This is a genomic window from Sinomonas sp. B1-1, from assembly GCF_050474465.1.
GTDB lineage: Bacteria > Actinomycetota > Actinomycetes > Actinomycetales > Micrococcaceae > Sinomonas > Sinomonas flava.
In genome coordinates this window covers 366968-390707 of record NZ_JBCHVF010000001.1, presented here as the reverse complement: position 1 = coordinate 390707, position 23740 = coordinate 366968, and the positions used below count along the sequence as shown (strand labels likewise).

General features: G+C 68.9%; 25 protein-coding genes. 9 read left to right on the top strand and 16 right to left on the bottom strand.

From position 1 onward, the window contains the following. Positions 1–7 precede the first annotated feature (7 nt). Positions 8–745 (top strand): GntR family transcriptional regulator, encoded by a 738-nt coding sequence (locus tag ACQ5BE_RS01835; protein ID WP_430295757.1) that lies wholly within the window; start codon positions 8–10, stop codon positions 743–745. A 208-nt stretch (positions 746–953) separates the two neighbouring features. Here ACQ5BE_RS01835 and qcrB read toward each other — a convergent pair whose 3' ends face one another. From qcrB to ctaE, 4 genes are all read right to left on the bottom strand, one after another. Next, entirely contained in the window at positions 954–2639 is a 1686-nt protein-coding gene (qcrB, locus tag ACQ5BE_RS01830) for a cytochrome bc1 complex cytochrome b subunit (protein WP_430295232.1), read from the bottom strand. Beyond that, entirely contained in the window at positions 2636–3685 is a 1050-nt protein-coding gene (gene qcrA, locus ACQ5BE_RS01825) for a cytochrome bc1 complex Rieske iron-sulfur subunit (protein ID WP_208712580.1), read from the bottom strand. The genes qcrB and qcrA overlap by 4 nt, the downstream gene beginning before the upstream one ends. Positions 3686–3784: 99 nt before the next feature. Next, positions 3785–4570 (bottom strand): cytochrome bc1 complex diheme cytochrome c subunit, encoded by a 786-nt coding sequence (qcrC, locus tag ACQ5BE_RS01820; RefSeq protein ID WP_344298173.1) that lies wholly within the window; start codon positions 4568–4570, stop codon positions 3785–3787. Positions 4571–4643: 73 nt separating this feature from the next. Next, positions 4644–5282 carry an aa3-type cytochrome oxidase subunit III gene (gene ctaE / locus ACQ5BE_RS01815; RefSeq protein WP_430295231.1) on the bottom strand — a complete coding sequence of 213 codons (639 nt, stop codon included), beginning with the start codon at positions 5280–5282 and terminating at the stop codon, positions 4644–4646. Positions 5283–5453: 171 nt separating this feature from the next. Here ctaE and trpD point away from each other — a divergent pair, with 171 nt between their 5' ends. Continuing rightward, on the top strand, positions 5454–6524 hold the full coding sequence (gene trpD, locus ACQ5BE_RS01810) for an anthranilate phosphoribosyltransferase (RefSeq protein WP_430295230.1): 1071 nt from the start codon (positions 5454–5456) through the stop codon (positions 6522–6524). A gap of 59 nt (positions 6525–6583) precedes the next feature. Here the strand turns inward: trpD and ACQ5BE_RS01805 are convergent, their stop codons facing one another. Together ACQ5BE_RS01805 and ACQ5BE_RS01800 are read right to left on the bottom strand one after the other, a co-directional pair. After that, a complete protein-coding gene (locus ACQ5BE_RS01805; protein WP_208712576.1) occupies positions 6584–6862 on the bottom strand; it encodes an Lrp/AsnC family transcriptional regulator in 279 nt (92 codons plus the stop codon). Between the two features lie 37 nt (positions 6863–6899). Then, a complete protein-coding gene (locus ACQ5BE_RS01800; protein ID WP_430295229.1) occupies positions 6900–7358 on the bottom strand; it encodes a DUF3054 domain-containing protein in 459 nt (152 codons plus the stop codon). 106 nt (positions 7359–7464) lie between these two features. On the opposite strand from ACQ5BE_RS01800, the gene ACQ5BE_RS01795 reads away from it, so the two are divergent. Next, a complete protein-coding gene (locus tag ACQ5BE_RS01795) occupies positions 7465–7941 on the top strand; it encodes a VOC family protein (RefSeq protein ID WP_430295228.1) in 477 nt (158 codons plus the stop codon). Positions 7942–7948: 7 nt separating this feature from the next. Further along, positions 7949–8302 carry a YciI family protein gene (locus ACQ5BE_RS01790; protein WP_430295227.1) on the top strand — a complete coding sequence of 118 codons (354 nt, stop codon included), beginning with the start codon at positions 7949–7951 and terminating at the stop codon, positions 8300–8302. Positions 8303–8585: 283 nt separating this feature from the next. Here ACQ5BE_RS01790 and ACQ5BE_RS01785 read toward each other — a convergent pair whose 3' ends face one another. Further along, positions 8586–8795 carry a hypothetical protein gene (locus ACQ5BE_RS01785; RefSeq protein ID WP_430295226.1) on the bottom strand — a complete coding sequence of 70 codons (210 nt, stop codon included), beginning with the start codon at positions 8793–8795 and terminating at the stop codon, positions 8586–8588. Beyond that, positions 8792–9451 carry a hypothetical protein gene (locus ACQ5BE_RS01780; protein ID WP_430295225.1) on the bottom strand — a complete coding sequence of 220 codons (660 nt, stop codon included), beginning with the start codon at positions 9449–9451 and terminating at the stop codon, positions 8792–8794. Before ACQ5BE_RS01780 ends, ACQ5BE_RS01785 begins: the two co-directional genes overlap by 4 nt. 712 nt (positions 9452–10163) lie before the next feature. Here ACQ5BE_RS01780 and ACQ5BE_RS01775 point away from each other — a divergent pair. From ACQ5BE_RS01775 to ACQ5BE_RS01755, 5 genes are all read left to right on the top strand, one after another. Further along, positions 10164–10805, top strand: coding sequence for a GntR family transcriptional regulator (locus ACQ5BE_RS01775; protein ID WP_430295224.1), 642 nt, complete (start codon positions 10164–10166; stop codon positions 10803–10805). A 131-nt stretch (positions 10806–10936) separates the two neighbouring features. Next, positions 10937–11809 carry a fumarylacetoacetate hydrolase family protein gene (locus ACQ5BE_RS01770; RefSeq protein WP_413250886.1) on the top strand — a complete coding sequence of 291 codons (873 nt, stop codon included), beginning with the start codon at positions 10937–10939 and terminating at the stop codon, positions 11807–11809. Next, positions 11806–12714, top strand: a complete 909-nt coding sequence (locus ACQ5BE_RS01765) for an alpha/beta fold hydrolase (RefSeq protein WP_430295222.1) — start codon at positions 11806–11808, stop codon at positions 12712–12714. Before ACQ5BE_RS01770 ends, ACQ5BE_RS01765 begins: the two co-directional genes overlap by 4 nt. After that, positions 12635–14038: an amidohydrolase family protein gene (locus ACQ5BE_RS01760; protein WP_430295220.1), complete on the top strand. Its 1404-nt coding sequence runs from the start codon at positions 12635–12637 to the stop codon at positions 14036–14038. Before ACQ5BE_RS01765 ends, ACQ5BE_RS01760 begins: the two co-directional genes overlap by 80 nt. Positions 14039–14273: 235 nt before the next feature. Beyond that, complete coding sequence (locus ACQ5BE_RS01755; RefSeq protein ID WP_430295219.1) at positions 14274–14783, top strand: flavin reductase family protein; 510 nt, start codon at positions 14274–14276, stop codon at positions 14781–14783. 320 nt (positions 14784–15103) lie between these two features. Here the strand turns inward: ACQ5BE_RS01755 and ACQ5BE_RS01750 are convergent, their stop codons facing one another. From ACQ5BE_RS01750 to ACQ5BE_RS01715, 8 genes are all read right to left on the bottom strand, one after another. Further along, complete coding sequence (locus ACQ5BE_RS01750; protein ID WP_430295218.1) at positions 15104–15829, bottom strand: alpha/beta hydrolase; 726 nt, start codon at positions 15827–15829, stop codon at positions 15104–15106. 30 nt (positions 15830–15859) lie between these two features. Continuing rightward, on the bottom strand, positions 15860–18208 hold the full coding sequence (locus ACQ5BE_RS01745; RefSeq protein ID WP_208712566.1) for an ATP-binding cassette domain-containing protein: 2349 nt from the start codon (positions 18206–18208) through the stop codon (positions 15860–15862). 34 nt (positions 18209–18242) lie between these two features. After that, positions 18243–19289, bottom strand: a complete 1047-nt coding sequence (locus ACQ5BE_RS01740) for an LCP family protein (protein ID WP_430295217.1) — start codon at positions 19287–19289, stop codon at positions 18243–18245. Positions 19290–19421: 132 nt separating this feature from the next. Then, positions 19422–19601, bottom strand: a complete 180-nt coding sequence (locus ACQ5BE_RS01735) for a hypothetical protein (protein WP_344298137.1) — start codon at positions 19599–19601, stop codon at positions 19422–19424. Between the two features lie 134 nt (positions 19602–19735). Continuing rightward, on the bottom strand, positions 19736–20533 hold the full coding sequence (locus ACQ5BE_RS01730; protein ID WP_430295216.1) for an SDR family oxidoreductase: 798 nt from the start codon (positions 20531–20533) through the stop codon (positions 19736–19738). Between the two features lie 73 nt (positions 20534–20606). Continuing rightward, positions 20607–21629, bottom strand: a complete 1023-nt coding sequence (locus ACQ5BE_RS01725) for a PHP domain-containing protein (protein ID WP_430295215.1) — start codon at positions 21627–21629, stop codon at positions 20607–20609. 2 nt (positions 21630–21631) lie between these two features. Further along, on the bottom strand, positions 21632–22591 hold the full coding sequence (locus ACQ5BE_RS01720) for a DMT family transporter (RefSeq protein WP_430295214.1): 960 nt from the start codon (positions 22589–22591) through the stop codon (positions 21632–21634). Between the two features lie 42 nt (positions 22592–22633). Then, positions 22634–23671 (bottom strand): YeiH family protein, encoded by a 1038-nt coding sequence (locus tag ACQ5BE_RS01715; RefSeq protein ID WP_430295213.1) that lies wholly within the window; start codon positions 23669–23671, stop codon positions 22634–22636. Positions 23672–23740: the final 69 nt, after the last annotated feature.

Below are 23740 nucleotides of genomic sequence, written 5' to 3'. Positions count from 1 at the left end.
GACGGCGATGTACGTCCAGCTCCGTGAGATCCTCCGATCGCACATCAGCACCCGGTTGGCTCCGGGTGCCGCCCTGCCCTCGGAACGAGACCTCTCCCTGCGCTTCGGCGTGGCGCGAATGACGGTGCGGCAGGCCATCGACGCCCTCGTGGCCGAGGGAGTGCTCGACAGGATCGTCGGCCTCGGCACGTTCGTCAGCCGCCCGAAGCTCGACCTGCAGATGAAGCTCACCTCGTACAGCGAGGAGATGCAGCGCCGCGGGATGGTGCCGGACGCGCGGGTCCTGAGCTTCGAGCAGATCGGTGCGTCCGCGTACCTGGCGCGGGAGCTGCAGGTTGACGAGGGCACACCGGTCGTACGGTTCCGTCGCCTTCTGCTTGCGGACAAGGAGCCCATGAGCGTCGACGAGAACTACATCGTCGCCAGCCGTGTCCCCGGCTTCGTCGACGGTCCGCCGCCCACGTCCCTGTACCAGGTGCTGAGCGAGCAGTACGGACTCGTCATGGAGTGGGGCGAGGACACCATCGAGGCAACGGCTGCCTCGCCGTCGACGGCCCGCCTGCTGAACGTCGACATGGGAGCGCCGCTGCTGAAAATCCAGCGGCATGCCTACGTCTCGAAGTCCGTCGTGGACTACTCGGTCTCCTACTACCGGGCCGACCGCTACAAGCTCTGGGTGCCCCTCCAGCGCCCTGGGGTGCGCTCGCCCCGCAGCTATTCCTCCAAGAGGTTCACGGGCCTCTGACCCCCCTTCCGTGGCCTGTCAGGGCTCGGTCCGCGGGGGAGCGGTGCGTCCTGAAACCGGAGACGGCGCAGCAGACACCGCTCGGCGGAGACGGCGCAGCGGACACCGCTCTCAGTCACCACTCCAGCGCAACCACCCCAGCAGACAAGTCAGAGGGCCCCGCAGCTGCTGCTGCGGGGCCCTCTGACTGTGACGGTGCTTCTATCGCCTAGCGGCGACCGAGGCTCTTCGCCTCTTCGGCGGGCTCGATGGCCTCGTGGTGCCCATGCGCATGGGCAGCTTCGAGCTCAGCCGGAGTGGCCGGCGCGACGCGGTCCTCGAAGAACCACCGCGAGAGCTTGGCGCGGCGGCGCTCCTTCCGATCGACGACGCCCTTGGCGTTCGGCTGGGCGGGCAGCACCTCGGGCGACTCGAAGCCCACCAGCCGGTAGCGCTTGTACTCGTCCAGCGGCGCGTGGACCTCGATGAACTCTCCGTGCGGGAGGCGCACGATGCGTCCGGTCTCCCGACCGTGCAGCGCGATCTCGCGGTCCTTGCGCTGGAGCGCCAGGGCCACACGCTTCGTCACCACGAAGGCGATGATCGGGCCGAGGAAGAACAGCGTGCGCAGCCAGTACGTCACGTCATTGAGCGAGACATGGAAATGCGTCGCGATCAGGTCCGAGCTGGCCGCGGCCCACATGACGCAGTAGAACGTGAACCCGGCCATGCCGATCGCTGTACGCGTGGGGGCGTTGCGGGGGCGGTCGAGAACGTGGTGCTCGCGCTCGTCCTTCGTGATCCACCGCTCGATCCACGGGTACGTGAACAGGACCGTGAAGACGAGGCCCGCGGGCACCAGGGCCGGCAGGAGGACGTTGAGCGTCAGCGTCTGCCCGAAGATCACGAACTCGAAGTGCTGACGGTAGCCGTCGAGCGAACCGAGCACGCCCGGCATCAGGCGGAGCGCGCCGTCGACCCATCCGATGTACCAGTCGGGCTGCGTGCCCGCGGACACCGGGGAGGGGTCGTACGGGCCGTAGTTCCAGATCGGGTTGATGGTGAAGAAGGCAGCCATTGCCGCGATCACGCCGAACACGATGAAGAAGAAGCCGCCGGCCTTCGCCGCGTAGACCGGGCCAAGCGGGTAGCCGACGACGTTGCCGTCATTGCGACCCGGGCCAGGGTACTGCGTGTGCTTGTGGACGACCACGAAGAGCAGGTGCAGCGCGACGAACAGCAGGATCATTGCCGGCACCAGCAGGATGTGGAGCACGTAGAGGCGGCCGATGATCGCGGTTCCCGGGAACTCTCCGCCGAAGAGGAAGAACGAGATCCAGGTACCGATGATCGGGATCGACTTGATCACGCCGTCGATGATGCGCAGGCCGTTGCCCGAGAGCAGGTCATCCGGGAGGGAGTAGCCGGTGAAGCCGGCCGCCATGCCCAGGATGAGGAGCACGCCGCCGATGACCCAGTTCATCTCGCGGGGCTTGCGGAACGCGCCCGTGAAGAACACGCGCAGCATGTGCACGGCCATAGCAGCCACGAAGAGCAGAGCGGCCCAGTGATGCACCTGGCGCATGAACAGCCCGCCGCGCACCTCGAACGAGATGTGCAGCGAGGACTCGTACGCGACGGACATCTCCATGCCGCGCAACGGCACGTACGCGCCGTCGTAGTGGGTCTCCGCCATCGACGGGTCGAAGAAGAAGGTCAGGAAGGTTCCCGACATCAGCAGGATGACGAAGCTGTAGAGGGCAACCTCGCCGAACATGAACGACCAGTGGTCGGGGAAGACCTTCCGGCCGAACTCGCGGACCGCGGCCGAAGCGCCGGTCCGCTGGTCGACGAAGTCGGCGATGCGGCCGACCTTCGTCGGCGGCTGGTAGGTGGAGGCGGTAGCGCCGCTCACGAGTACTCACGCTCCCAGTAGCTAGGTCCAACAGGTTCGTGGAAGTCCGACGACGCCACGAGATAGCCATCGGCGTCCACCTCGATCGGCAGCTGCGGCAGCGGACGGCTGGCCGGGCCGAAGATCACCTGGCACTCGTGCGTGAGGTCGAAGGTCGACTGGTGGCACGGGCACAGGAGGTGGTGCGTCTGCTGCTCGTAGAGAGCCACGGGGCAGCCGACGTGCGTGCAGATCTTCGAGTAGGCGACGATGCCGTTGTAGCTCCAGTTCTCGCGGCCGGCGGAGATGTGCAGGTCAGCCGGGTTGAGACGCATGAGCAGGACGACGGCCTTGGCCTTCTCGTTGAGCTTGCCCTCGGCAAGGTCATTCAGGCCCTCGGGGATGACGTGGAAGGCGGAGCCGATCGTGACGTCGGAGGCCTTGATCGGCGTTCCGTCGGGATCACGCGTGAGGCGGACCTTCTTGCCGTCCTTGGGGGCCCACATGGTGTGGCGCAGCTTGTCGTTGGCGTTGGGGCCGAGGTCACCGAACACCGCGAGGGCGGGGAGCGGGGCCAGAGCCACAGCACCGATCAGGGTGTTGCGGATGAGGGGGCGGCGCTTGATGCCGGTCTCCTCGATGATGTCATCGACGATCTTGACGGCCGCGACGCGGTCGTCTTCCTCGCGGACGGGGTGACGGGCCTCGGAGACCTCGTGGTCCGGCATGAGCGCCTTGGCCCAGTGCACGATGCCCGTCCCGATGCCCAGCATCGCGAAGGCCGTCCCGATGCCCAGCAGGATGTTCTGCGTGCGGACGGTCGCGATGTCGGAGTTGTGCCCAAGATCGATGGCGAAGTACGCCACGAGGAACACGATCGTGCCGATCACCGAGATGATGAACAGCGCCGTGACCTGGCGCTCAGCGCGCTTCGCAGCCTTGGGGTCGGTGTCAGCCAGACGGAGGCGGTGCGGCGGGAGACCCGGGTCCGCGAACTTCTGCTCCGTCTGACCAGCCGTAGCTACGGCGCCCCCGTGCTGGGGAGAGCCGTCACTATGGTTGCCCATATTTCCCCTCATCCTTCCTGGCCCCCGATGTGTCGCGGGGACGGTGTTCAAATCTTCGCCGCCACGGGGGCGGCCCATATTGCGGTGCGCGCTGTCGCGTCAGGAGGTGCGCGACGTCAGCCAGATCGTGAAGGCGATAATGACGCCGAGGCCGGCGACCCACACGAACAGGCCCTCAGAGACCGGGCCGAGGGACCCGAGGTCGGCGCCCCCGGGGGAGCCCTGGGTCTCGATGGTCTTGAGGAAGGTGATGATGTCGCGCTTGCCTTCCGGCGAGATGTTCGCGTCAGAGAAGACCGGCATGTTCTGCGGGCCCGTGGCCATCGCCTCGTAGATGTGCTTCTCCGACACACCCGCGAGCGACGGGGCGAACTTGCCGCGCGTCAGAGCGCCGCCTGCTGCCGCGGCGTTGTGGCACATGGCGCAGTTGACGCGGAAGAGCTCGCCGCCGTGAGTGGCGTCGCCGCCCTTGTCGAGCATGGCCTCGTCCGGGAGGGCGGGGCCCGCGCCGAGCGAGGCGACGTAGGCCGAGAGCTGCTTGGTCTGCTCCTCGGTGAACTGCACAGGCTTCTTGTAGGCCTGCGGGCCCTGCATCTGCATGGGCATGCGGCCGGTGCCGACCTGGAAGTCGACGGCAGCGGCGCCGACGCCCACGAGGGACGGCCCGGAGGCCGTGCCGGAGGCGCCCATGCCGTGGCATGTGGCGCAGTTTGCCACGAAGAGCTTCTCGCCCTCGCTGACGTCCGACGCCGAGTACGTGGTTTCCGCCTTCGCCGAATTGGCCGCGTTGGCCACGTAGTAGAGACCGCCTGTCAGCAGCAGTCCCATGACCAGCAGCGCTAGGACTGCCAGCGGGTGACGCCGCTTCTGCGAGAGTGCCTTCACGAAATCGTTCCTATCCGTTTCCTGCCGCCGCCGTGGGGGCGCGGGTGCGAGATGTGCTGCTGTGCTCCGGGTGCTACTTGAGGACGTAGATGACCAGGAAGAGGCCGATCCACACCACGTCCACGAAGTGCCAGTAGTACGACGTGACGATGGCCGAGGTCGCCTCGTAGTGCCCGAAGCGCTTGGCTGCGAACGCACGTCCGATGATGAAGAGGAAGGCGACGAGGCCGCCGATCACGTGGAGGCCGTGGAAGCCGGTGGTGATGTAGAACGCGGAGCCGTAGGCGTTCGCGGAGAGCGAGACGTGCTCGGAGACGAGCATCGTGTACTCGGTCGCCTGGCCGGCAACGAAGAACGCGCCCATGAGGAACGTCAGCAGGAACCACTCGGTCATGCCCCAGCGTCCGAACGCGAAGACGCCGCCGCTGCGGCGGGGCTGGAGCCGCTCGGCGGCGAAGACGCCCATCTGGCAGGTGAACGAGCTCGCCACGAGGACGATGGTGTTCACCAGCGCGAAGGGGAAGTTGAGCTTGGCCGTCTCCTCAGCCCACAGCTCGCCGGAGGCGGCGCGCAGGGAGAAGTACATGGCAAAGAGGCCGGCGAAGAACATCAGCTCGCTGGACAGCCACACCACGGTCCCGACCGAGACCATGTTGGGGCGATTCAGCGTGGGATGTGCCGGGGTTGTCGGGGCATGAGTCGCTGTCGTCACAAGGACATTATGTCTACAAACCTCAGGTTCGCCCAACGCGAACCGCCCCTTCCGGGAACTTTTTCTACAAACCCTCGAAATCATGCGGATCCGCGGGGATCCGCGGCGGAAGCCCTGTGGCCGGGGTCATGCTTTGCACCGCCGCTGGCATGGGTCGATACCATCAGGGGCGTGACTACCGACGCTGCCGGCACCCCGGGTGCCACTTCGACCCCGCCCACGTGGCGCTCGCTCATCGGATCCCTCGTGGCACGCCATGACCTGACCCAGGCCGAGACGGCGTGGGCGATGGACACGATCATGGGCGGCAATGCGTCGGATGTGCAGATCGCCGGGTTCCTCGTCGGGCTCAGGTCCAAGGGGGAGACGGTCGAGGAGCTCGCCGGGCTCGTCGAGGCCATGGTCGAGCGGGCCACCCCGATCGAGATCGGCGGCGAGAAGCTCGACATCGTGGGCACGGGCGGCGACCAGCAGAACACAGTGAACATCTCGAGCACAGCAGCCCTGGTGATCGCCGGGGCAGGTGCCAAGGTGGTCAAGCACGGGAACCGGGCGGCGTCGTCGAAGTCGGGCTCCGCCGATGTCCTCGAGGCTCTCGGCGTCCGCCTGGACATGGGGGTCGCCCGGGTGGCCGAGTGCGCCGACGAGTGCGGCATCACCTTCTGCTTCGCGCAGGTCTTCCACCCGTCGTTCCGGTACACGGCGACGCCGCGGAAGGAGCTCGCGATCCCCACGGCGTTCAACATCCTGGGCCCCCTGACCAACCCGGCGCACGTCCAGGCGTCCGCGGTGGGGGCGGCGGATCCGCGCACGGCTCCTCTCATCGCCGGCGTGCTCGCCGCGCGCGGCAGCCGCGGGCTCGTGTTCAGGGGCGACGACGGCCTCGACGAGCTCACCATCACCACGACGTCCCGCGTGTGGGAGGTCCGCGGCGGAGAGGTGTCCGAGTCGGTCCTCGACCCGGCGGACCTGGGCATTGCCCGCGCATCGCTCGATGACCTCCGCGGAGGGGATGCCGCGCACAACGCCGCCGTCGTCCGCAGCGTCCTGGCCGGCGAGCGCGGTCCGGTGCGGGACGCCGTCGTGCTCAACGCGGCCGCGGGTCTCGTGTCCTACGACACGGGCGCGGACGGCCCGCTCCTCGAACGGCTCGCGGCGGCGAAGGAGCGTGCCGAGGCGTCGATCGATTCGGGCGCGGCGGCCACGACCCTCCAGAGGTGGGTGGACTTCACCCGGGCATGAGCCGGTGACGCGCAGCAGAGGGCCGGGCCGCGGCGATGCGGCCCGGCCCTCTGCCGTCGTCAGGAGAGCCCGAGCGAGAAGGCCGCCTCGAGGTCATGCCGGGAGTAGGCCCGGAACGCGATGTGCGTCGTCGTCTCGCGGACGCCGTCGACCTTCGAGAGCCTGTCCGCAACAACGTCAGCAAGCTGCTCGTGCTCGCGGACCCGGGCGATGGCAATGAGGTCCCACTCTCCAGTGACCGAGTACACCTCGCTGATGCCCGGGATCGCGGAGATCTTCTCGGCCACCTCCGGAATCTGCGCTGTGTCCGTCTGGATGAAGACGAATGCCGTGATCATGGTCCTCCGTTCGTGTAGCGGTGTTCTCCCCGCCAGCCTATCCGCCGGAGACCCCGCCGCCGCGGCGGGACCGCCGCAAGGCCGCTCCGATGCCCCAGGCGACGGCCCTCCAGCCGACGATGAACGCTCCCAGCGTGGCGAACGCGACGAGGAGGAAGGCCGGAGCTGTCCCGCCGCCCGTGGCGGCGCGCAGGAGCATGCCGAGGACATACGCACCGAGCCATGCCGCGACGCCCGCGGGCCACACGGGGAGGGGGCGGCGCCAGATCCGGAGGGCGCCCCACGCCACCGCGAGCCCGACGACGAAGGGCCACGCCGTGGCGAGCGCGCCGACGACCGGGTTCTCGATGCTGTGGAAGCCCCGGCCGACTCCGGCGAACCCGAGGACGACGGCGAGGTCCGCGGCTGCGGCAAGAACGGCTGTGCGCGTGGAGGTGCTCGCAGGGCGGCCGAACCCGGCCTCGTCGTGGCGGCTCTGGGCGGGGGAGGACTGCATTCCCCAAGCCTACGCGCGCGCGGCGGCCGCCCGGCGTCGTGCGCCTGTCCGGAACCTTCCAGTTTGCCGTGAGGAGGGGAAGAATCCCTGGGGAGAGGAGAGTGCCATGCCAGCGATGACCACGTGCCTCTGGTTCGACGACGAGGCCAAGGAGGCGGCGGACTACTACTCGCGGATCTTCCCCAACTCCAGGATCACTGACGTCGAGTACTACGGAGAGGCTGGACCGAGGCCCGCGGGGACTGTCCTGACGGTGTCGTTCGAGCTCGACGGGAGGCCCTTCATCGCGCTCAACGGGGGCCCGGAATTCACCTTCGACGAAGCCGTCTCCATCCAGGTGCACTGCAGGGACCAGGAGGAAGTGGACTACTACTGGAATGCCCTGACGGCCGACGGCGGCCAGGAGAGCCAGTGCGGGTGGCTCAAGGACCGCTTCGGCTTCTCCTGGCAGATCGTTCCGAACCGGCTCACCGAGCTGCTCAAGGACCCCGATGCGGGACGGGCCCGCCGGGCCATGACCGCGATGCTGCAGATGCGCAGGATCGTCATCGCCGACCTCGAGTCGGCCGCGGAGGCGGGGTGAGGATGCGGTGGCCCAGTACATGATCGGCATGTACCAGCCCGACGGCGTCGTGCCCCCACCGGAGTTCCTCGCTCCGGTCATGGCGCGGCTCGCCGAGCTCACCGAGGAGCTCAGGGCCGCCGGCGCCTTCGTGTTCGGCCGCGGGCTCACCGACGCGTCCACCGCCACCGTCGTCACGGCGGAGGCCGGGGGAGGCGTGCACGTCACCAGCGGTCCCTACAATGAGGGCTCCGAACACCTCGGTGGCTTCGACATCATCGAGGCGCCGGACCTCGACACCGCCCTCGGCTGGGCGCGGCGGTTCGCCGAGATCACAGGCCTGCCCATCGAGGTGCGCGCCTTCGCGGGCTCGTCCGGCTGAGCGGGCACCCGGGCGGCAGGGGCCCGCCAGGCGCCACCAGTCACCGCGTACCAGGACGAACTCCGCGCCCGCACGCATCCGCTCCAGGCCGACGCCCAGGTCGCGCGCGACGTCGGCGGCCACGGCGTGCATCACGTTCCAGTGGATGGGATCGGTGGGATCAACGGACGCTGCGCCGCGTCGCGCGGTGTTCGACCACAGCACCGCCTCGTCCCAGACGGCGGCGACGAACGGATCGCGTGTGAGGGACTCGAGCGCGACGAAGGGGAGTCCGGGCGGTCGATCAGCGCATGCCACACGCCGAGCCAGGCGCGCCGGAGCGGTCCACGCGGGCGAGGCGATCCGAGCGGTCGGGGACCTCCGTGGCGAGTGCCGGCGGTGCGACGTCGTCCGCTGAGGTGTCCAGGCCGAGGGCGTCGCGGACGTACAGGGCAGCGTGGGTCGGGAAGCCGAGGGAGCCCCTGAACTCCCACGATTCCTGGCCCGCCCTCATGGCGCCGCGACTTCCGCGGTGACGCGCGCGGGTTCTGCGCGTCTGGCCGCGGCCAGGAGGCCGATATAGGCGAGGTCGACGACGGAACACAGCAGCCCGACGCCGAGCACGAAGCCCGAGGGGGAGAGGAGGCCCCACTGGAGGGTCGGCGCGAGCGTGCCGAGCCACTTGGCCACGGCGATGACGAGGTACTGTCCCCGGGGCCCTCCGCGCGAGAGGAACATCGCGACGAACAGCCCGGACATGAGCAGGTTCTGCAGGAACGCCGAGTAGACCGGGGCGAGGCGGTCGCCGAACTCGGCGAGGAAGAGCAGCTGCACGGCCGCCGAGGCGCCCAGCAGGACGATCGAACCGGCCCAGAAGGCCGCGCGGCCGAGCTGTGCGGAGAACTCGGCATACCCGAATCGGAGGAAGGTGACGAGGATCAGGACGTCGGCCAGGCCCCAGACCACGTTGACGACAGTCTGGACGCTGCCGCCCTCCGAGAGTCCTACCAGCGCGTAGAGCCATTCCCAGGCGATGTTCAGCGTGAGGGCTGCCACCGGCATCGCGTAGGTGCGCTGGGCGAAGCCGATCCTGACCGCCTCCGCGTAGACGGCCGTCCATGCGATGCCGCTCACGAGCGTGAGGCCCAGACTCAAAGCGCTGGTGTCCATGGTCAGAGAGTGGGCCCAGGTGGCCCCGAGCACAAGCCGCGCGCACAGGGCAGCGCGCGACGGCAGTGGGAGGCGCAGGCGACGACGTGGCGGGACGGTGCCCCGGGTGGGAGATCATGTGAGTTCTCACATCGCGCGCGGACGGCCCAAGTTGACATAACTGACCTGCGCGCCGCTTCGCCGTTGCATCCCAGAGGGCCAAAAAGGGGCAGAGGTACCTCTCGCGGTTTTCAACGTTTTCGGAGTCCCGCAGGCGGCGGACCGTCCGGCTCATCGGTGCGCGCGGGAGAGGGGGCACGGGCGCGGGCTGTCAGCTGGGACGGCGAGAGGAGGCCACCTCTCCATTACTTGACATAATGTGGATTATCGGCCCTTTAGAACAGGAGAGGGAGTGCCCGCAAGAGGGCCTGTTTTCTGCTGTCCGCTCCGTCCAACCAGGCGCCGGATCGCACTCTGCCTGAACGCCATGCTTGTCGAATTTTTTCAATTGAGCTCCCTTTGGCGATTGCCCGATCTGCGTGTTCAGTCCGACCATCGTCGTCTTGGATTCCGTCGGAGGCGGGGCCTTCTTCTTACCGCCGGCGCAGCTGTCCTGGCCATTGTCCCCAGCCGGGCCTTCAAGGACCCGAAGCCCGCATCGCGAGATCCAGAACATGCCCCGAAACAGGGTGAAGGGACGGGCGCCACGAGAGCATCATGAAAGACTGGGAGCATGGCGGGGTCAGCAGCTTTTGAGAACGAGAGCCTTTCGGAGAAGGTCAAGCGCACCATCGTGGACAGGGTCGTTGACGGAACCTACCCGCCCGGAATGCGCCTCGTGGAGCTCCAGCTCGCCAAGGAATTCGGCGTCAGCCAGGCCCCGGTCCGCGAAGCTCTGCGGGAACTCTCATCGACCAGGCTGGTCGAAAACATCCCCCGCCGCGGAACCTTCGTCCGGTCCGCCTCCCAGGATGACCTCACAGAGGTCTATTTCGTCCGCCTCGCGCTGGAGGGAACGGCGGCGGCGGCGGCGTATCCGGCGCTGCATGCTGACCCTACACCGCTGCGCGAGGCCCTGGCCGGCATGCGTGAGGCCGCGGCGACGAACGATGCCCACGGCATCGCCAAGTACAGCACGGACTTCCATCGGGCCGTGGTCGCCGCGACAGGTAACCGGCTCATGCTGGAAATCTGGGATTCCCTGTATGTCGAGGCGCGCACCATGGCCACCGTGGTGCGCGGCCATGTGGACCTGCGTGCAGCGGCCGAAGCCCATGTCCCGATCCTGGAAGCCTTCGAAAGCGGCACGCCGGACCTCTGCACCAAGCTCGTCATCGAACACCAGCACGAGTACTCCATCCTTCCCCAGGAATAGGCCCTTCCTCCCCCCGGGAGGGCTCTGGCCGCCTTCCCCAAAGGAACTATCGATAATCGCTTGTGATGTCGGTCACGGGCGTGTAGAGTCATGAGGACCACATTATCGATAATCGATCAAAGGGGATCATCTTGAAACTCGTTACCTTCCGTCACCAAGGGATTCAGCAGACGGGCGTCCTCAGCGAGGACGCCTCCACAGTGACCGCCGCACCGGGCGGGCAGGACCTGCTCTCGCTCATCGATAACTGGGACGCTGCCGCTGCCCAGCTCGGGGCCTTGACCGGAGAAGCAATCGCCGTGGCCGACGTTGAGCTGCTGGCCCCGATTCCGCTCCCCCGCCGGAACATCTTCTGCGTGGGACGCAACTACGTCGAACACGCCAAGGAGTTCGCCAACTCCGGCTACGACGCGACGGCCAGCGCGACCGCGCAGCCGGAATACCCTGTGGTGTTCACCAAGGCGCCCTCCACGGTCATCGGCACCGATGCGGACGTCGATCCGCACACCGGGGTCACCTCCGAACTCGACTACGAAGCCGAACTCGGTGTCATTATCGGCACGGGCGGCCGGGGCATCAGCAAGGCCGAGGCGCTGGACCACGTGTGGGGCTACACGATCATCAATGACGTCACCGCCCGTGACCTGCAGAAAGACCACAAGCAGTGGTTCCTGGGCAAGAGCCTGGACACCCACTGCCCGATGGGTCCGTGGGCGGTCACCCGCGATGAGGTCGGTGACGGGCCGCTGGACCTGCACTGCACCGTCAACGGGGAAACCCGGCAGAAGGCGACGACGGCCGACCTGATCTTCGATATCCCCACCATCATCGAAACGATCAGCGCCGGCATCACGCTGCAGCCCGGCGACATCATCGCGACCGGCACCCCGGTCGGTGTCGGCATCGGCTTCACCCCGCCGCGGTTCCTGACCAGCGGAGACGTCGTCGAGATCAGCATCAGCAAGCTCGGCACACTGCGGAACCGGATCGGAGAAGGCCGATGAGCACCGCGACCATCCCTGCAGGACTGACAGCCGTCGGAACGAAACACCTCTTCGTCGAAACCACCGGCACCGGCGACGATGTTGTCCTGGTCCACGGACTGGGCGGCACCACCAGCTTCTACGAGCCCCTCGTCGCCTCACTTGCCGAACGCTTCCGGGTCACCCGCTACGACTTCGCCGGACACGGCCGCTCGCCCCGGGACGGGGAACTGAGCCTGGAGTCCCTGGCCGCAGAACTGGCCCTGGTCATCGAATCCCAGACCACCTCCGGCCGCGCCCACCTTGTCGCCCACTCGATGGGAACCCTCATCGTCCAGCAGCTGGCCTCAACCCGCCCTGACCTGGTCCGGGAAGTCGTCCTGCTGGGCCCGGTCCGCGAACAGGCCCAGGCGGCCAAGGAAGCCACCCGGGCACGCGCGGCCCTCGTCCGCGAAAAGGGCATGGCCGCGGTGGCCGACACCGTCGCAACCGCCGCCACCGCCGATCAGGCAGCGATCGGGAACCCGCTGGTGCGCCCCTTCGTCCGTGAACTGCTCCTGGGCCAGGACCCGGAAGCCTACGCGCAGGCCTGCGAAGCCCTCGCCTCAGCAACCAACCCGGACCTGGCCAGGATCCAGTCCAAGGTGCTGCTGCTGACCGGCAGCCAAGACAAAGTCAGCACCCCGGAATCGAACGAGGCCATCGCAGCAGAGCTGGGGCAGGCCGAACTCCTGGTCGCCCCGGGCACCGGCCACTGGACCGTGCCGGAGGCGCCGGACTTCGTCACCGCCGCGGTCCTGGACTTCCTCACCGGCTCCACGCTCAAGCCGGACGCGAAGAAGGCGTGTGCCTGCAGCAGCCCCAGCCCCGGCTGTCAGTCAGGCCGCCAGCGGACCATCACCATGCAGATCCGCAAAGTCCCCTAAGAACACAGCCACCGTTCCAACAACTCAAGATAAGGACAACGAAGTCATGTCGAAAACCCTCTTCACCAACGTCAACATCCTCGACAGCACCGGCGCCCAGCCCTTCTTCGGCGAAGTGCTCGTCGTCGACGAGCGCATCACCGACGTCCGTCGCGGCACGGGCAATCTGCCCCGGGAGGGAGCCCGTGTCATCGACGGCCGCGGCCAGACCCTGATGTCGGGACTGTGCGACGCGCACACCCACTTCACCTGGAACGACGGCGACCTCAACAGCCTGGAAACTATGAACGTCGAGGAACACCTGCTGCACACCGTGGAGTCAGCCAAGTACTACATCGACTACGGGTACACCATGTGCTTCGGGGCCGCCAGCGCCAAGAAGCGCCTCGACGTCGTCGTACGCGACGCCATCAACGCCGGCCGGATCCCCGGCCCCCGCTACCTGGCCAACGGCCAGGAAATCGCGACCACCGCAGGGGACCTCGTGCCCGGCATCACCCAGATCGCCGACGGCGTGGAGGAAATGCGCAAAGTGGTCCGTGAAACCATCGGACTGGGCGTGGACCAGATCAAACTCAGCATCTCCGGCGAGGAAATCACCGGCACCAAGGCAGCCACCGACACCTACATCACCGAAGAAGAACTCCAGGTCGCCGTCGACGAGGCGCACCGCCGGCACGTGCGCGTTTGCACCCACGCCCGCAGCCGCGATTCCGTGCTCATCTCCCTGAAAACCGGCGTCGACATGATCTACCACGCCTCCTACATCGATGAGGAGGGCATGGACCTCCTCGAGGCCGCCAAGGACCGCGTCTTCGTCGCCCCGGCCATCAACTGGCTGGTCGCCACCCTCAAGGACGCCGAAGCCTTCGGCTACTCCCATGAGGCGGCCGAACAGGCCGGCTACGCCCGAGAACTGGACATCGCGGTCAAGGCAATGCAGGAGATGCGGCGCCGCGGCATCCGCGTGCTGCCCGGCGGAGACTACGGCTTCGCCTGGACACCCCGCGGCACCTACGCCCGCGACCTGGACCACTTCGTGAAGCTCTTCGGCTACACCGAAATGGAAGCCATCATCGCCGCCACCGCCCTCGGCGGGGAACTGTTCCAAAAGCCCAACGAACTCGGGAAGGTCCTGCCCGGCTTCTACGCCGACATGATCCTCGTCGACGGCAACCCGCTCGAAGACATCACCATCCTGCAGGACCTGACCAAAATCACCGCAGTGATGAAGAACGGCGAGTTCCACCGCGAGCCGGCCGAACATACCCCGGCCACCCCCGAAAGCGCCGACCCCGCCGACGTCGCCCTGACCCACCTCTGACAAACCGCCCACGCGGTATGGCCCCGGCCGCCGGCCGGGGCCATACCGCCAGATTCGGCACATACGTCAGAAGCGCACGCATCGAAGACGCCACCCGGATTCCCGAATGCTGTGGCTCGCACCCGAAGGCGTCGACTCACGCATCCTCATCGACGAACTCGACGGATACGAAGTGCGGATTGACGCCGAGCAGCTCTACTACATCCAGCAACACCGGTAACCGAAGGAGCCAGCCATGACTATCGTTACCGAACGGCCCAGCACTCTCGACCCCACCCACGTGCGGGACACCATGTCCATGGTGCCCACCAGCGTCACCGTCGTCGCCGGACAGCCTGAACTCACCGGTGAACGTGCCGCCATGATCGTCGGATCATTCGTCTTTATCTCCATGGACCCGTGCCTGGTCGGCTTCTTCGTCGGTCGCAAGTCCTCCAGTTGGCCACAATTGAACAAAGCCACCGTGCTGGGCATCAGCGCTCTTGCATCAACACAGACACGGTTCTGCCGCAAGCTCGGTAAAAAGGAAGCGGACCGCTTCAACGACAGCTTCTGGACCCAAGGAGCATACGGTGCCCCACTGGTCACAGGCTCGGTCGCGGCCTTGGAATGCCAAATCGAGAAAGTCACGCCCATTGGGGACCACTCCTTTGTCCTAGCCCGGGTCCTGCGCCTCAGCACCGGTAATGCCAAAGATCCCTTGGTCTTCCAAAACCATGAATTCGCGGGACTCCTCCCCTGCTAACGCCCTTTGCGTCCGCGCAGCAGCTTGAAATCCCTCTCCCTGGCACCAGGGCACCGGACCGCCACCGGAAGGAAAAGGCAGGGCACGATGGTCCACCCGATGGAAGCCGGCCATGAATGTCTTCGCCATCAGCTTCGACGAAAGACTCAATTGAACTCCAAAGGCGGATCAACTGAAATGGGAGACTCCGGATTTGGAGCACCCCCCAACCTCACAGCCAGCGGCTAGTTGACGGAATCTGCATTATCGGCGCCTTGGGAATCGCCCTTTACGCCCTGCCGACGCGGTGTCGCGACGTGGCGACGCTCGGCGTTGGCACGTCACCATCCCAACCAGTCAGCGGCCCGCGCCAACTCCACCGGCGGGACAGTATGGCCGCCGTCGAACTCGTCATAGGCGACGTCGTACCCCTCGCTGCGCAGGGCGGGCACGATCCGTCGGCTGGCGCGGTCGATGGGAAGGAGTTCGTCGTCGACCCCGTGCGTGATGAACAGGCGCGGCTTCCCCTGCCGCCCTCCGTCCGGCACGGACCCCGGCGAGAAGGCCATGACCCTGCTGAAGAGGCCTCCGTTGGCGAGGCCGAGGGCCAGGGCGTACGAGGCGCCCGCGGAGAAGCCTGCGATGGCGATGCGGGCGGGATCCACGCGGGCTCGGCGAAAGGCCTCCGCGAGAGAGGCGTCGATGAGTGCGAGATCCGTCCCGAAGTTCCGGTCCCAGACCCTGCCCTGCGATGACGGGGCAAGGATGAGCGCCCCCAGCTGATCTGCCAGCGGCTGCGTGAACAGGCCCCCGTCGCGCGCATCGCTGCCGGCTCCGTGGAGGGAGACGATGAGCGGGCTTGGAGCGTCCGGCGCCACGCTGCTGGGCACGTAGAGGACCGTCTCCCGGCCGGTCGGCGAACCGAGGTTGACTTCCCCCGGCCCCAGCCGACCACTAACCTCGCGCGGCCGGGCACGGAGGGCGGCTGGCCGCCGGTCCGCGACGTCGCAGGCGGCCAGCAGCGCGCTGCAGGCCGCCAGGCCGACTACCGCACGGCGCCGGATCATCTGCAGCCGCCCGTGTGGGTCGGCACCGACCTAGACCGCACCGACGTACTTCGCGAGGTGCTCGCCGGTCAGCGTTCCCCGCCCGGCCACGAGCTCGGCCGGCGTGCCCTCGAAGACGACGCGCCCGCCGTCGTGCCCCGCGCCCGGCCCGAGGTCGATGATCCAGTCCGCGTGGGCCATGACGGCCTGGTGGTGCTCGATCACGATCACTGACTTCCCAGAGTCCACGAGCCGGTCCAGGAGCCCCAGGAGCTGTTCGACGTCGGCCAGGTGCAGGCCCGTGGTGGGCTCGTCGAGGACGTAGATGCCGCCCTTCTCCCCCATCTGCGTCGCGAGCTTGAGGCGCTGCCGCTCGCCGCCTGACAGGGTCGTGAGGGGCTGGCCGAGCGAGAGGTACCCGAGCCCGACGTCGGCCATCCGGCCCAGGATCCTATGCGCGGCGGGGATCGCCGAGTCCCCGGCGGAGAAGAAGCCCTCGGCGTCCTCCACGGACATCGCGAGCACCTCGGCGATGTCCCGGCCATTGAGCGTGAACTCCAGCACGGCCGGCTGGAACCGCTTGCCTTCGCACTCCTCGCACGGAGTCGAGACGGTGTCCATGAAGCCGAGGTCCGTGTAGATGACGCCGGCGCCGTTGCACACGGGGCACGCGCCCTCGGAATTCGCACTGAACAGGGCGGGCTTGACGCCGTTGGCCTTCGCGAACGCCTTGCGGATCGGCTCGAGCAGGCCGGTGTAGGTGGCCGGGTTGCTGCGACGCGAGCCCTTGATGGCGCTCTGGTCGATGGCCACCACGCCGTCGCGCCGCGCCACCGAGCCGTGGATGAGCGAGCTCTTGCCGGACCCGGCCACGCCGGTGACGACGGTGAGCACGCCCAGCGGGATGTCGACGTCGACCTCCTTGAGGTTGTGCGTCGATGCTCCCCGCACCTCGAGCGATCCCTTCGCCGGGCGCACCGAGTCCTTGAGCCTCGCGCGGTCGTCGAGGTGGCGCCCCGTGAGCGTCCCGCTCCCCCGCAGCTCCTCGACCGTCCCCTCGAAAGTGATCATCCCGCCCCCGGTGCCCGCCCCAGGGCCGAGGTCGACGACGTGGTCTGCGATGGCGATGGCCTCCGGCTTGTGCTCGACCACGAGCACCGTGTTCCCCTTGTCCCGCAGCTGCAGGAGGAGGCCGTTCATGCGCTGGATGTCGTGGGGGTGCAGGCCGATCGTCGGCTCGTCGAAGACATACGTGACATCGGTGAGCGACGAGCCGAGGTGCCGGATCATCTTCGTGCGCTGCGCCTCTCCCCCGGACAGCGTCCCGGACGGCCGGTCCAGGGAGAGGTAGCCGAGGCCGATCTCCGTGAACGAATCGAGGAGATGCTGCAGGCCCCTCAGGAGCGGGGTGACCGACGGCTCGTCGAGCTCCCTCACCCAGCGGGCAAGGTCGGTGATCTGCATCGCGCACACGTCGGCGATGCTCAGGCCCTGGATCTTCGACGACCGGGCCGGCTCGGCGAGCCTCGTGCCCCCGCACTCGGGGCAGGCCTGGAAGGTGATGGCCCGCTCCACGAAGGCGCGGATGTGCGGCTGCATCGCCTCCTTGTCCTTCGAGAGCATGGACTTCTGGATCTTGGGGATGAGCCCCTCGTAGGTGAGGTTGATGCCCTCGACCTTGATCTTCGTGGGCTCCCTGCGGAGCAGGTCGTGCAGTTCCCGCTGGGTGAATTTCTTGACGGGCTTGTCCATGTCGAAGAACCCAGACCCGGCGAAGATGCGCCCGTACCAGCCGTCCATGCTGTATCCCGGGACGGTGATGGCGCCCCCGGCCAGGGACTTCTCCGCGTCGTACAGCGCGGTGAGGTCGAAGTCGCTCACCGCGCCGGTCCCCTCGCACCTCGGGCACATCCCGCCGGTGACGGTGAAGGAGCGCTTCTCCGTCTTCCCCGACGCCGTCTTGATGGCGCCCGCTCCGCTGACGGAGGGCACGTTGAACGAGTAGGCCTGCGGGGAGCCGATGTGCGGCTGCCCGAGCCGGCTGAAGAGCATCCGCAGCATCGCGTTGGCGTCCGTCACCGTCCCGACCGTGGAGCGGATATTGGCACCCATGCGCTCCTGGTCGACGATGATCGCCGTCGTGAGACCCTCGAGCACGTCGACGTCGGGCCGGGCCATGGTCGGCATGAAGCCCTGCACGAACGTCGAGTACGTCTCGTTGATCATGCGCTGTGACTCGGCGGCGATCGTGGCGAACACGAGTGAGCTCTTGCCCGAGCCCGAGACGCCGGTGAACACGGTGAGCCGCCGCTTCGGCAGCTCGAGGGTCACGTCCTTGAGGTTGTTCTCGCGGGCGCCCTGGACGCGGATGAGGTCGTGGCTGTCGGCAGCATGCGGCATGGCGCAAGTCTAGGCGCGATGCGCCGGGCGGGTCCTAGGAGAGGCCGTGGGTCACGGTGTACTGCGCGAGCGTGTCGGACCCGAGCGCCTCCGCGACCGCGGCGATGCCGGGGTAGTCGGGCACCACGATCGACTGGCCGTCGTCGGAGAGGCCGGTTCCCGCGGTCGGCAGCGTGAAGAACGTGCTCGACGCCGGGTCGAGGCCGCGCAGCCCGTACCCGAGGGCGGCGAGCCCAGCGGCGTCCAGTCCCGGGTCCGCGGTCACATACGGCGAGGCGAGCCCGACGGCGGCGGCCGCCTCGGCGGGGCTGCCCACCCGGCCGGTGGTGACCAGCTGGGCGATGAGTCCGCGGATGAACGCCTGCTGGTCGCGCACCCGCTGGTAGTCGCCGTCGGGGAACGCGTAGCGCTCGCGCACGAATTCGAGGGCGGCCTGGCCGTCCAAGTGGTTGATGCCCGGGCTGAAGGTGTGGTGGGTGTCGAACGTCGCGGTGAACGGGACCGGCACGTCCACGTCCACCCCGCCGAGCGCGTCCGTGATGGCCTTGAAGCCCTCGAAGTCCAGCATGGCGTAGTGGTCGATCCGGACCGACAGGAGGGAGGAGACCGTCTCCGCGACGAGGGGCGGGCCGCCCCAGGACAGGCTCGCATTGATCTTCGACGGGCCGTGCCCGGGGATGGTGACCCAGGAATCCCGCATGATCGAGATTCCGAAGACCCGGCGGTGGTCGGCCTGGACGTGCAGGAGCATGATCATGTCCGCCCGCTGGTCTGCCACGCCACCGCCGGACTCCTGGCTCGCCACCGCGTCCCGGGCGTTCCCGCGGATATCGCTGCCCATCACAAGGATGTTCAGCGGCCCGGGCGGCAGGTCGGCCAACGACGCCGACGGCGTGCCGGACGGGCTGGGGCCGCCGTTCGACGGGCTTCCCGACGGGCCGCCGCGGGGGCCCGAGAGCACGAAGACAGCGAGGCCGACCGCGGCCAGGAGTACCACCGCGATGGCGGCGAGCAGCGCGCGCGAGGCGACCGTGCGCCGTCGTGCGCCCCGTGCCCCCGCTCCCCCACCGGGTCCTGCCATGGCCCCACGATCGCGGACTGCGGGAGCCGGCGGAAGTGGCTTTGGTCCGTACAGGTTCGCACTGGCGGCAGCACGAGAAGGGCGCCGCCCCAGCGGTGCTGGAGCGGCGCCCTCATGGACCGTGGCTTCCGGTCAGACGAGCGTGTCGCCGACGTGGACGGTGAAGACGTCCGGGCCGCTGCGGGTCACCTTGACGTGGTCGCGGTGCGCGTTGGCCTTGGCGGAGACGTGGGAGATGGCCTCTTCGAGCGTGTGGTCGACCGTCGAAGGGTCCCAGATCTTGAGGGTCACGGAGTGAGATTCAAAGGTCATGCGTCGTTGCTTTCTCTGTGATCATGAGGGTGGCCCCGGCAGTTCCTCGTTGAGCTGCTCGGACCATCCTATCTAGACCGGTACGGTGCTGTGACCATTGTGTGATCGAGTCCACAGCGTGAATGCAGACCGGTCTACCCCTTCCGCCACTCGTCGTCGGTCAGATGCGAGCCCGCCTGGGGCCCCATCTGCAGCATTCCGCCGTCGACCGTCCACGATGCCCCTGTCACGTAGGCCGATGACGGCGAGGCGAGGAACGCGATGACCGCTGCCACCTCGCGCGCATCCCCGGGACGGCCGAGGGGGACGCCGGGTCGGTGGGTGCCGCGGGGGTCCTGGTCCTCCTGGCCCGTCATCGGCGTCGCGATCTCGCCCGGCGCCACGGAGTTCGCGGTGATCCCGTGGGAGCCGAGCTCGAGCGCGATGGTCTTGACGAGGCCGCCGAGCCCGTGCTTCGCCGCGTCGTACGCCGACGACCCCACCCGCGGCTGGTGCTCGTGGACGCTCGTGACGGCAATCAGCCGGCCGCCGTTCCCAGCGGCCACCATCCGCCGGGCGGCGCGCTGCAGGCACACGAAGGCGCCGTCCAGATCGGTCGCCACAATGCCCCGCCAGCGCTCGTAGTCCATCTCCAGGAAGGGCTCGTTGGCGCCGGTGCCGGCGTTGTTGACGAAGACGTCGAGCCCGCCGAGCTCGTCCGCGAGCCCGTCCACCACGTCGCCGCAGCCGGGGAGGTCCGTGAGGTCCAGACGCGCGACGGCGGCGCGCCGCCCCAGGGCGCGGACCTCACCGGCGGCCTGTTCCGCGCCGTCGCGGTCCCGGTGCCAGGTGATCCCGACGTCCAGGCCGGCCTCGGCGAGGGCAACGGCGGTCGCCTTGCCGATGCCGGAGTCGGCTCCGGTGACGATGGCGGTACGGGGGGTGAACGGCATGGCTTCCTCCTCGGGACGGCTCATCCGGAGCCCGTACCCGAGGCGCGCAGGCGTCAAACGGTTCCGGGGAGCGTCAGCCGCGGCGCCGGCCGGTCCACTCGAGGAGGCGCTCGAGCGGCCACGTCGTGACGATCCGCTCGGCCGGGACGCCGTTCGACTCGGCGCGGGCGGCGCCGAGTCTGGGGAAGTCGAGCTGGCCCGGGGCGTGGGCGTCGCTGTCGATCGAGAAGAGGCAGCCGGCGTCGAGCGCGGCCTGGATGAGCCTGTCCGGCGGGTCCTGGCGCTCTGGCCGCGAGTTGATCTCCACGGCGACGCCGTTCTCCGCGCACGCCGCGAACACGCGCGCGGCGTCGAACACGGACTCCGGCCGCGTGCCCCGCGATCCCTGGACCAGCCGGCCGGTGCAGTGTCCGAGGACGTCGGTGTGCGGGTCCTCGATTGCCGCGAGCATGCGCCGGGTCATCGGCCCGGACTCGGAGCGCAGCTTGGAGTGGACGCTCGCGACGACGACGTCCAGGCGCGCGAGCAGGTCAGGCCGCTGGTCGAGGGATCCGTCCTCGAGGATGTCCACCTCGATGCCTGTCAGGAGGCACAGGCCGTCTCCGAGGGCTGCGTTGATCTCCTCGACGAGTCCCAGCTGGCCCTCGAGCCGCTCGGCGGACAGTCCGTTGGCGATCGTGAGGTTGGGCGAGTGGTCGGTCAGGGCGAGGTACTCGCGACCGAGCCACTGCGCCGCACGGGCCATCTCCTCCGGGGGCGACCCGCCGTCGGAGAAGTCGCTGTGGCTGTGCAGGTCGCCGCGCAGGAGCGCCACGAGGCCGCCGCCGGCCTGAGGCTCCGCTTCCGCCCGCTCGCGCAGCACCGCCAGGTACTCGGGCACGTCGCCGTCGACCGCCTGGCGGATCACCTCGAGCGTCCGGTCCCCGATCCCGGCCACGCGCCGGAGCCTGCCGTCGCGCGCGCGGGCGGCGACGTCGTCGGGAGCCATCTGGCCGATCGCCTCGGCCGCGCGTCGGAAGGCCTTGACCTTGAAGCTCGGCGCGAGGTCGCGCTCGAGCCAGAACGCGATCTCCTTGAGCGCCTCGATCGGGTCCACGGCTACCCCTGAGCTTCTGCCGGCTCGGGAAGCGCACGACGGCGTGGGCGGGCTCCGGCGGGAAGCGGCACCGTGAGCACGGCGAGGCACGCGACGATCAGGGCCATCCCGGCCCAGCCGAGGAGCGGCAGCCTCTCCCCCACCACGAGGACGGCGAGCGCGGCGGCGATCATCGGCTCTGCGAGCGAGACCGTCGTGGCAGTGCTGGCCGCGACCCGGGCGAGTCCCCAGCCGAACAGCAGGTAGCCGGCGAACATCGGGACGACCGCGAGGTAGATGCCCACGGCGAGATGCCGCCACGAGTCGAGGAACGCACCGCCGGTGAACGCCAGGACGGCAAGCAGCCCGATGGCCGCCACGCCGAACGTCGCGCCGACCGCCGCCCTGGACGCGATGCCCCTGTGGATGAGGCGATGGCTCGTGAACGAGTAGAGGGCATAGGAGGCGGCCGCGACGGCCCCGAGCGCCACGCCGGCGGCCGTCTGGGCCGTGCTACCCGACGAGGAGCCATCCACGGTGCCGCCTCTCGCGATGCAGAGGACGGTGGCGCCGGCAGTGCCGAGGGCGGCGCCGAGGATCCAGCGGGTGGAGAGCCGCCGGCCGTCCACGGTCCGTTCGAGCAGGGCGGCGGCGACGGGGGCGCCGCCGATGGACACCGCCGTGCCGACGGCCACGCCGGCGAGCCGCATCGAGGTGTAGAACGCGAGAGCGTATACGAGCACGGCAGCGCCGCCGAGCACGACCAGTCCCTTGGCGCCTGCGAGCTCTCGGCGCTGGCGCGCGATCTGCCGGGAGGAGGAGGCCGCAAGGAGGATCCCGCCGAAGCCCATGGAGGCCGCGCCGATCGCGAGGGGTGTGACCGCGGGCGCGAGTGCCGACGCGGTGCCCGTGGTGCCCCAGAGGACTGCAGCGCCGAGGACGCAGGCGACCCCGAGCGCGTGGTCTCGACGTGGACGGCCCACCGCGCACCTCCGTTTCCGACGGTGTCTCCTGCGGGTCCTACCCTAGGCCACGATCAGGGCACCGGCGAGGCCGACCACCCCCACAGCAAGCGTCGAGCCGACGGCGAGGGCAAGCGAACGCCCGCCACGCCGGGCGAGCGAACGGATCCGGACGCCGGCTCCCAGGGCGAACATCGCCGTCGCGAGCAAGAAGGTCTGGAGCGTCTGCGCCGCGGCACTGACCCCCTCGGGCACCTGCACGACACTGCCCACGAGCACGAGGGCCACGAAGCCGAGGACGAAGAGCGGGACCAGGGGCGGCCGGCGTCGGCCCTCCGCGGCGCCATCACGCCTCATCCGCCACCCGAGGATCGCTGCGACGGGGGCGAGCATCAGGACCCGGGCCAGCTTGACGGTCACGGCGAGCCCCAGCGCCCCGCCCCCGAGAGCGCCTGACACGGCCACCACCTGGGCGATCTCGTGGACGCTGGCTCCCGCCCACACCGCTGAGACCTCCGCCCCCAGGCCCAGGGCGGCGGCGACGAGCGGCAGGGCCGGGATCATGAGGGTGCCGAACAGGACCACCAGCGCCACCGCGGTGACCGTCTCCTCCTCGTCGGCCTGCAGCACGGATTCGACCCCCGCCACCGCGGCCGCTCCGCAGATGGAGAACCCGCACGCGATCAGGAGTGCCTGGCGCGGCGGCACGCGCAGGAGCCGGCCCATCGCGAGGGTCGCGAAGAGCCCCGTCGAGACCACCGCCGCTGCCAGCACGGGGATTCCCCAACCGAGGGCGGCCAGCTGCGGGAGGGAGAGCTGGAGGCCGAGGAGCACGATGCCCAGGCGCAGGGGCACGCGCGCCGCGAGCGCGAGGCCCGGCCCTGCCCAGCCGGGAAGCAGACCCACGTTTCCGGCGACCAGGCCGAGCGCGATCGCCGCCAGCAGCGCGCTGGTACCCGGCAGGACCACGGCGACGCCTGCCGCGAGGACTGCCCCGGCGAGCGCGGCGCCGGCGCCGGGGGCGAAGCGGCGGAGGGCGGGGCGCAGAGACGAGGCGCGGGCCTTCCGGAGTCTCTGCGGAGCACGTTCGGTCAGGGGCATCCTTCCATGGTTCCGAATTGGCCGGGGTCGCAGTAGCCGCCGGTTCCGGATGGACCCATATGCTGGTGA

What these genes read in the sequence shown, in the direction of transcription:
- ACQ5BE_RS01835 (WP_430295757.1), top strand. Translation starts at nt 8, where the DNA reads ATGTACGTCCAGCTCCGTGAGATCCTCCGATCGCACATCAGCACCCGG.
- qcrA (WP_208712580.1), bottom strand. Translation starts at nt 3,685, where the DNA reads ATGGGCAACCATAGTGACGGCTCTCCCCAGCACGGGGGCGCCGTAGCT.
- ACQ5BE_RS01805 (WP_208712576.1), bottom strand. Translation starts at nt 6,862, where the DNA reads ATGATCACGGCATTCGTCTTCATCCAGACGGACACAGCGCAGATTCCG.
- ACQ5BE_RS01800 (WP_430295229.1), bottom strand. Translation starts at nt 7,358, where the DNA reads ATGCAGTCCTCCCCCGCCCAGAGCCGCCACGACGAGGCCGGGTTCGGC.
- ACQ5BE_RS01795 (WP_430295228.1), top strand. Translation starts at nt 7,465, where the DNA reads ATGCCAGCGATGACCACGTGCCTCTGGTTCGACGACGAGGCCAAGGAG.
- ACQ5BE_RS01785 (WP_430295226.1), bottom strand. Translation starts at nt 8,795, where the DNA reads ATGAGGGCGGGCCAGGAATCGTGGGAGTTCAGGGGCTCCCTCGGCTTC.
- ACQ5BE_RS01780 (WP_430295225.1), bottom strand. Translation starts at nt 9,451, where the DNA reads ATGGACACCAGCGCTTTGAGTCTGGGCCTCACGCTCGTGAGCGGCATC.
- ACQ5BE_RS01775 (WP_430295224.1), top strand. Translation starts at nt 10,164, where the DNA reads ATGGCGGGGTCAGCAGCTTTTGAGAACGAGAGCCTTTCGGAGAAGGTC.
- ACQ5BE_RS01765 (WP_430295222.1), top strand. Translation starts at nt 11,806, where the DNA reads ATGAGCACCGCGACCATCCCTGCAGGACTGACAGCCGTCGGAACGAAA.
- ACQ5BE_RS01755 (WP_430295219.1), top strand. Translation starts at nt 14,274, where the DNA reads ATGACTATCGTTACCGAACGGCCCAGCACTCTCGACCCCACCCACGTG.
- ACQ5BE_RS01750 (WP_430295218.1), bottom strand. Translation starts at nt 15,829, where the DNA reads ATGATCCGGCGCCGTGCGGTAGTCGGCCTGGCGGCCTGCAGCGCGCTG.
- ACQ5BE_RS01745 (WP_208712566.1), bottom strand. Translation starts at nt 18,208, where the DNA reads ATGCCGCATGCTGCCGACAGCCACGACCTCATCCGCGTCCAGGGCGCC.
- ACQ5BE_RS01740 (WP_430295217.1), bottom strand. Translation starts at nt 19,289, where the DNA reads ATGGCAGGACCCGGTGGGGGAGCGGGGGCACGGGGCGCACGACGGCGC.
- ACQ5BE_RS01735 (WP_344298137.1), bottom strand. Translation starts at nt 19,601, where the DNA reads ATGACCTTTGAATCTCACTCCGTGACCCTCAAGATCTGGGACCCTTCG.
- ACQ5BE_RS01730 (WP_430295216.1), bottom strand. Translation starts at nt 20,533, where the DNA reads ATGCCGTTCACCCCCCGTACCGCCATCGTCACCGGAGCCGACTCCGGC.
- ACQ5BE_RS01715 (WP_430295213.1), bottom strand. Translation starts at nt 23,671, where the DNA reads ATGCCCCTGACCGAACGTGCTCCGCAGAGACTCCGGAAGGCCCGCGCC.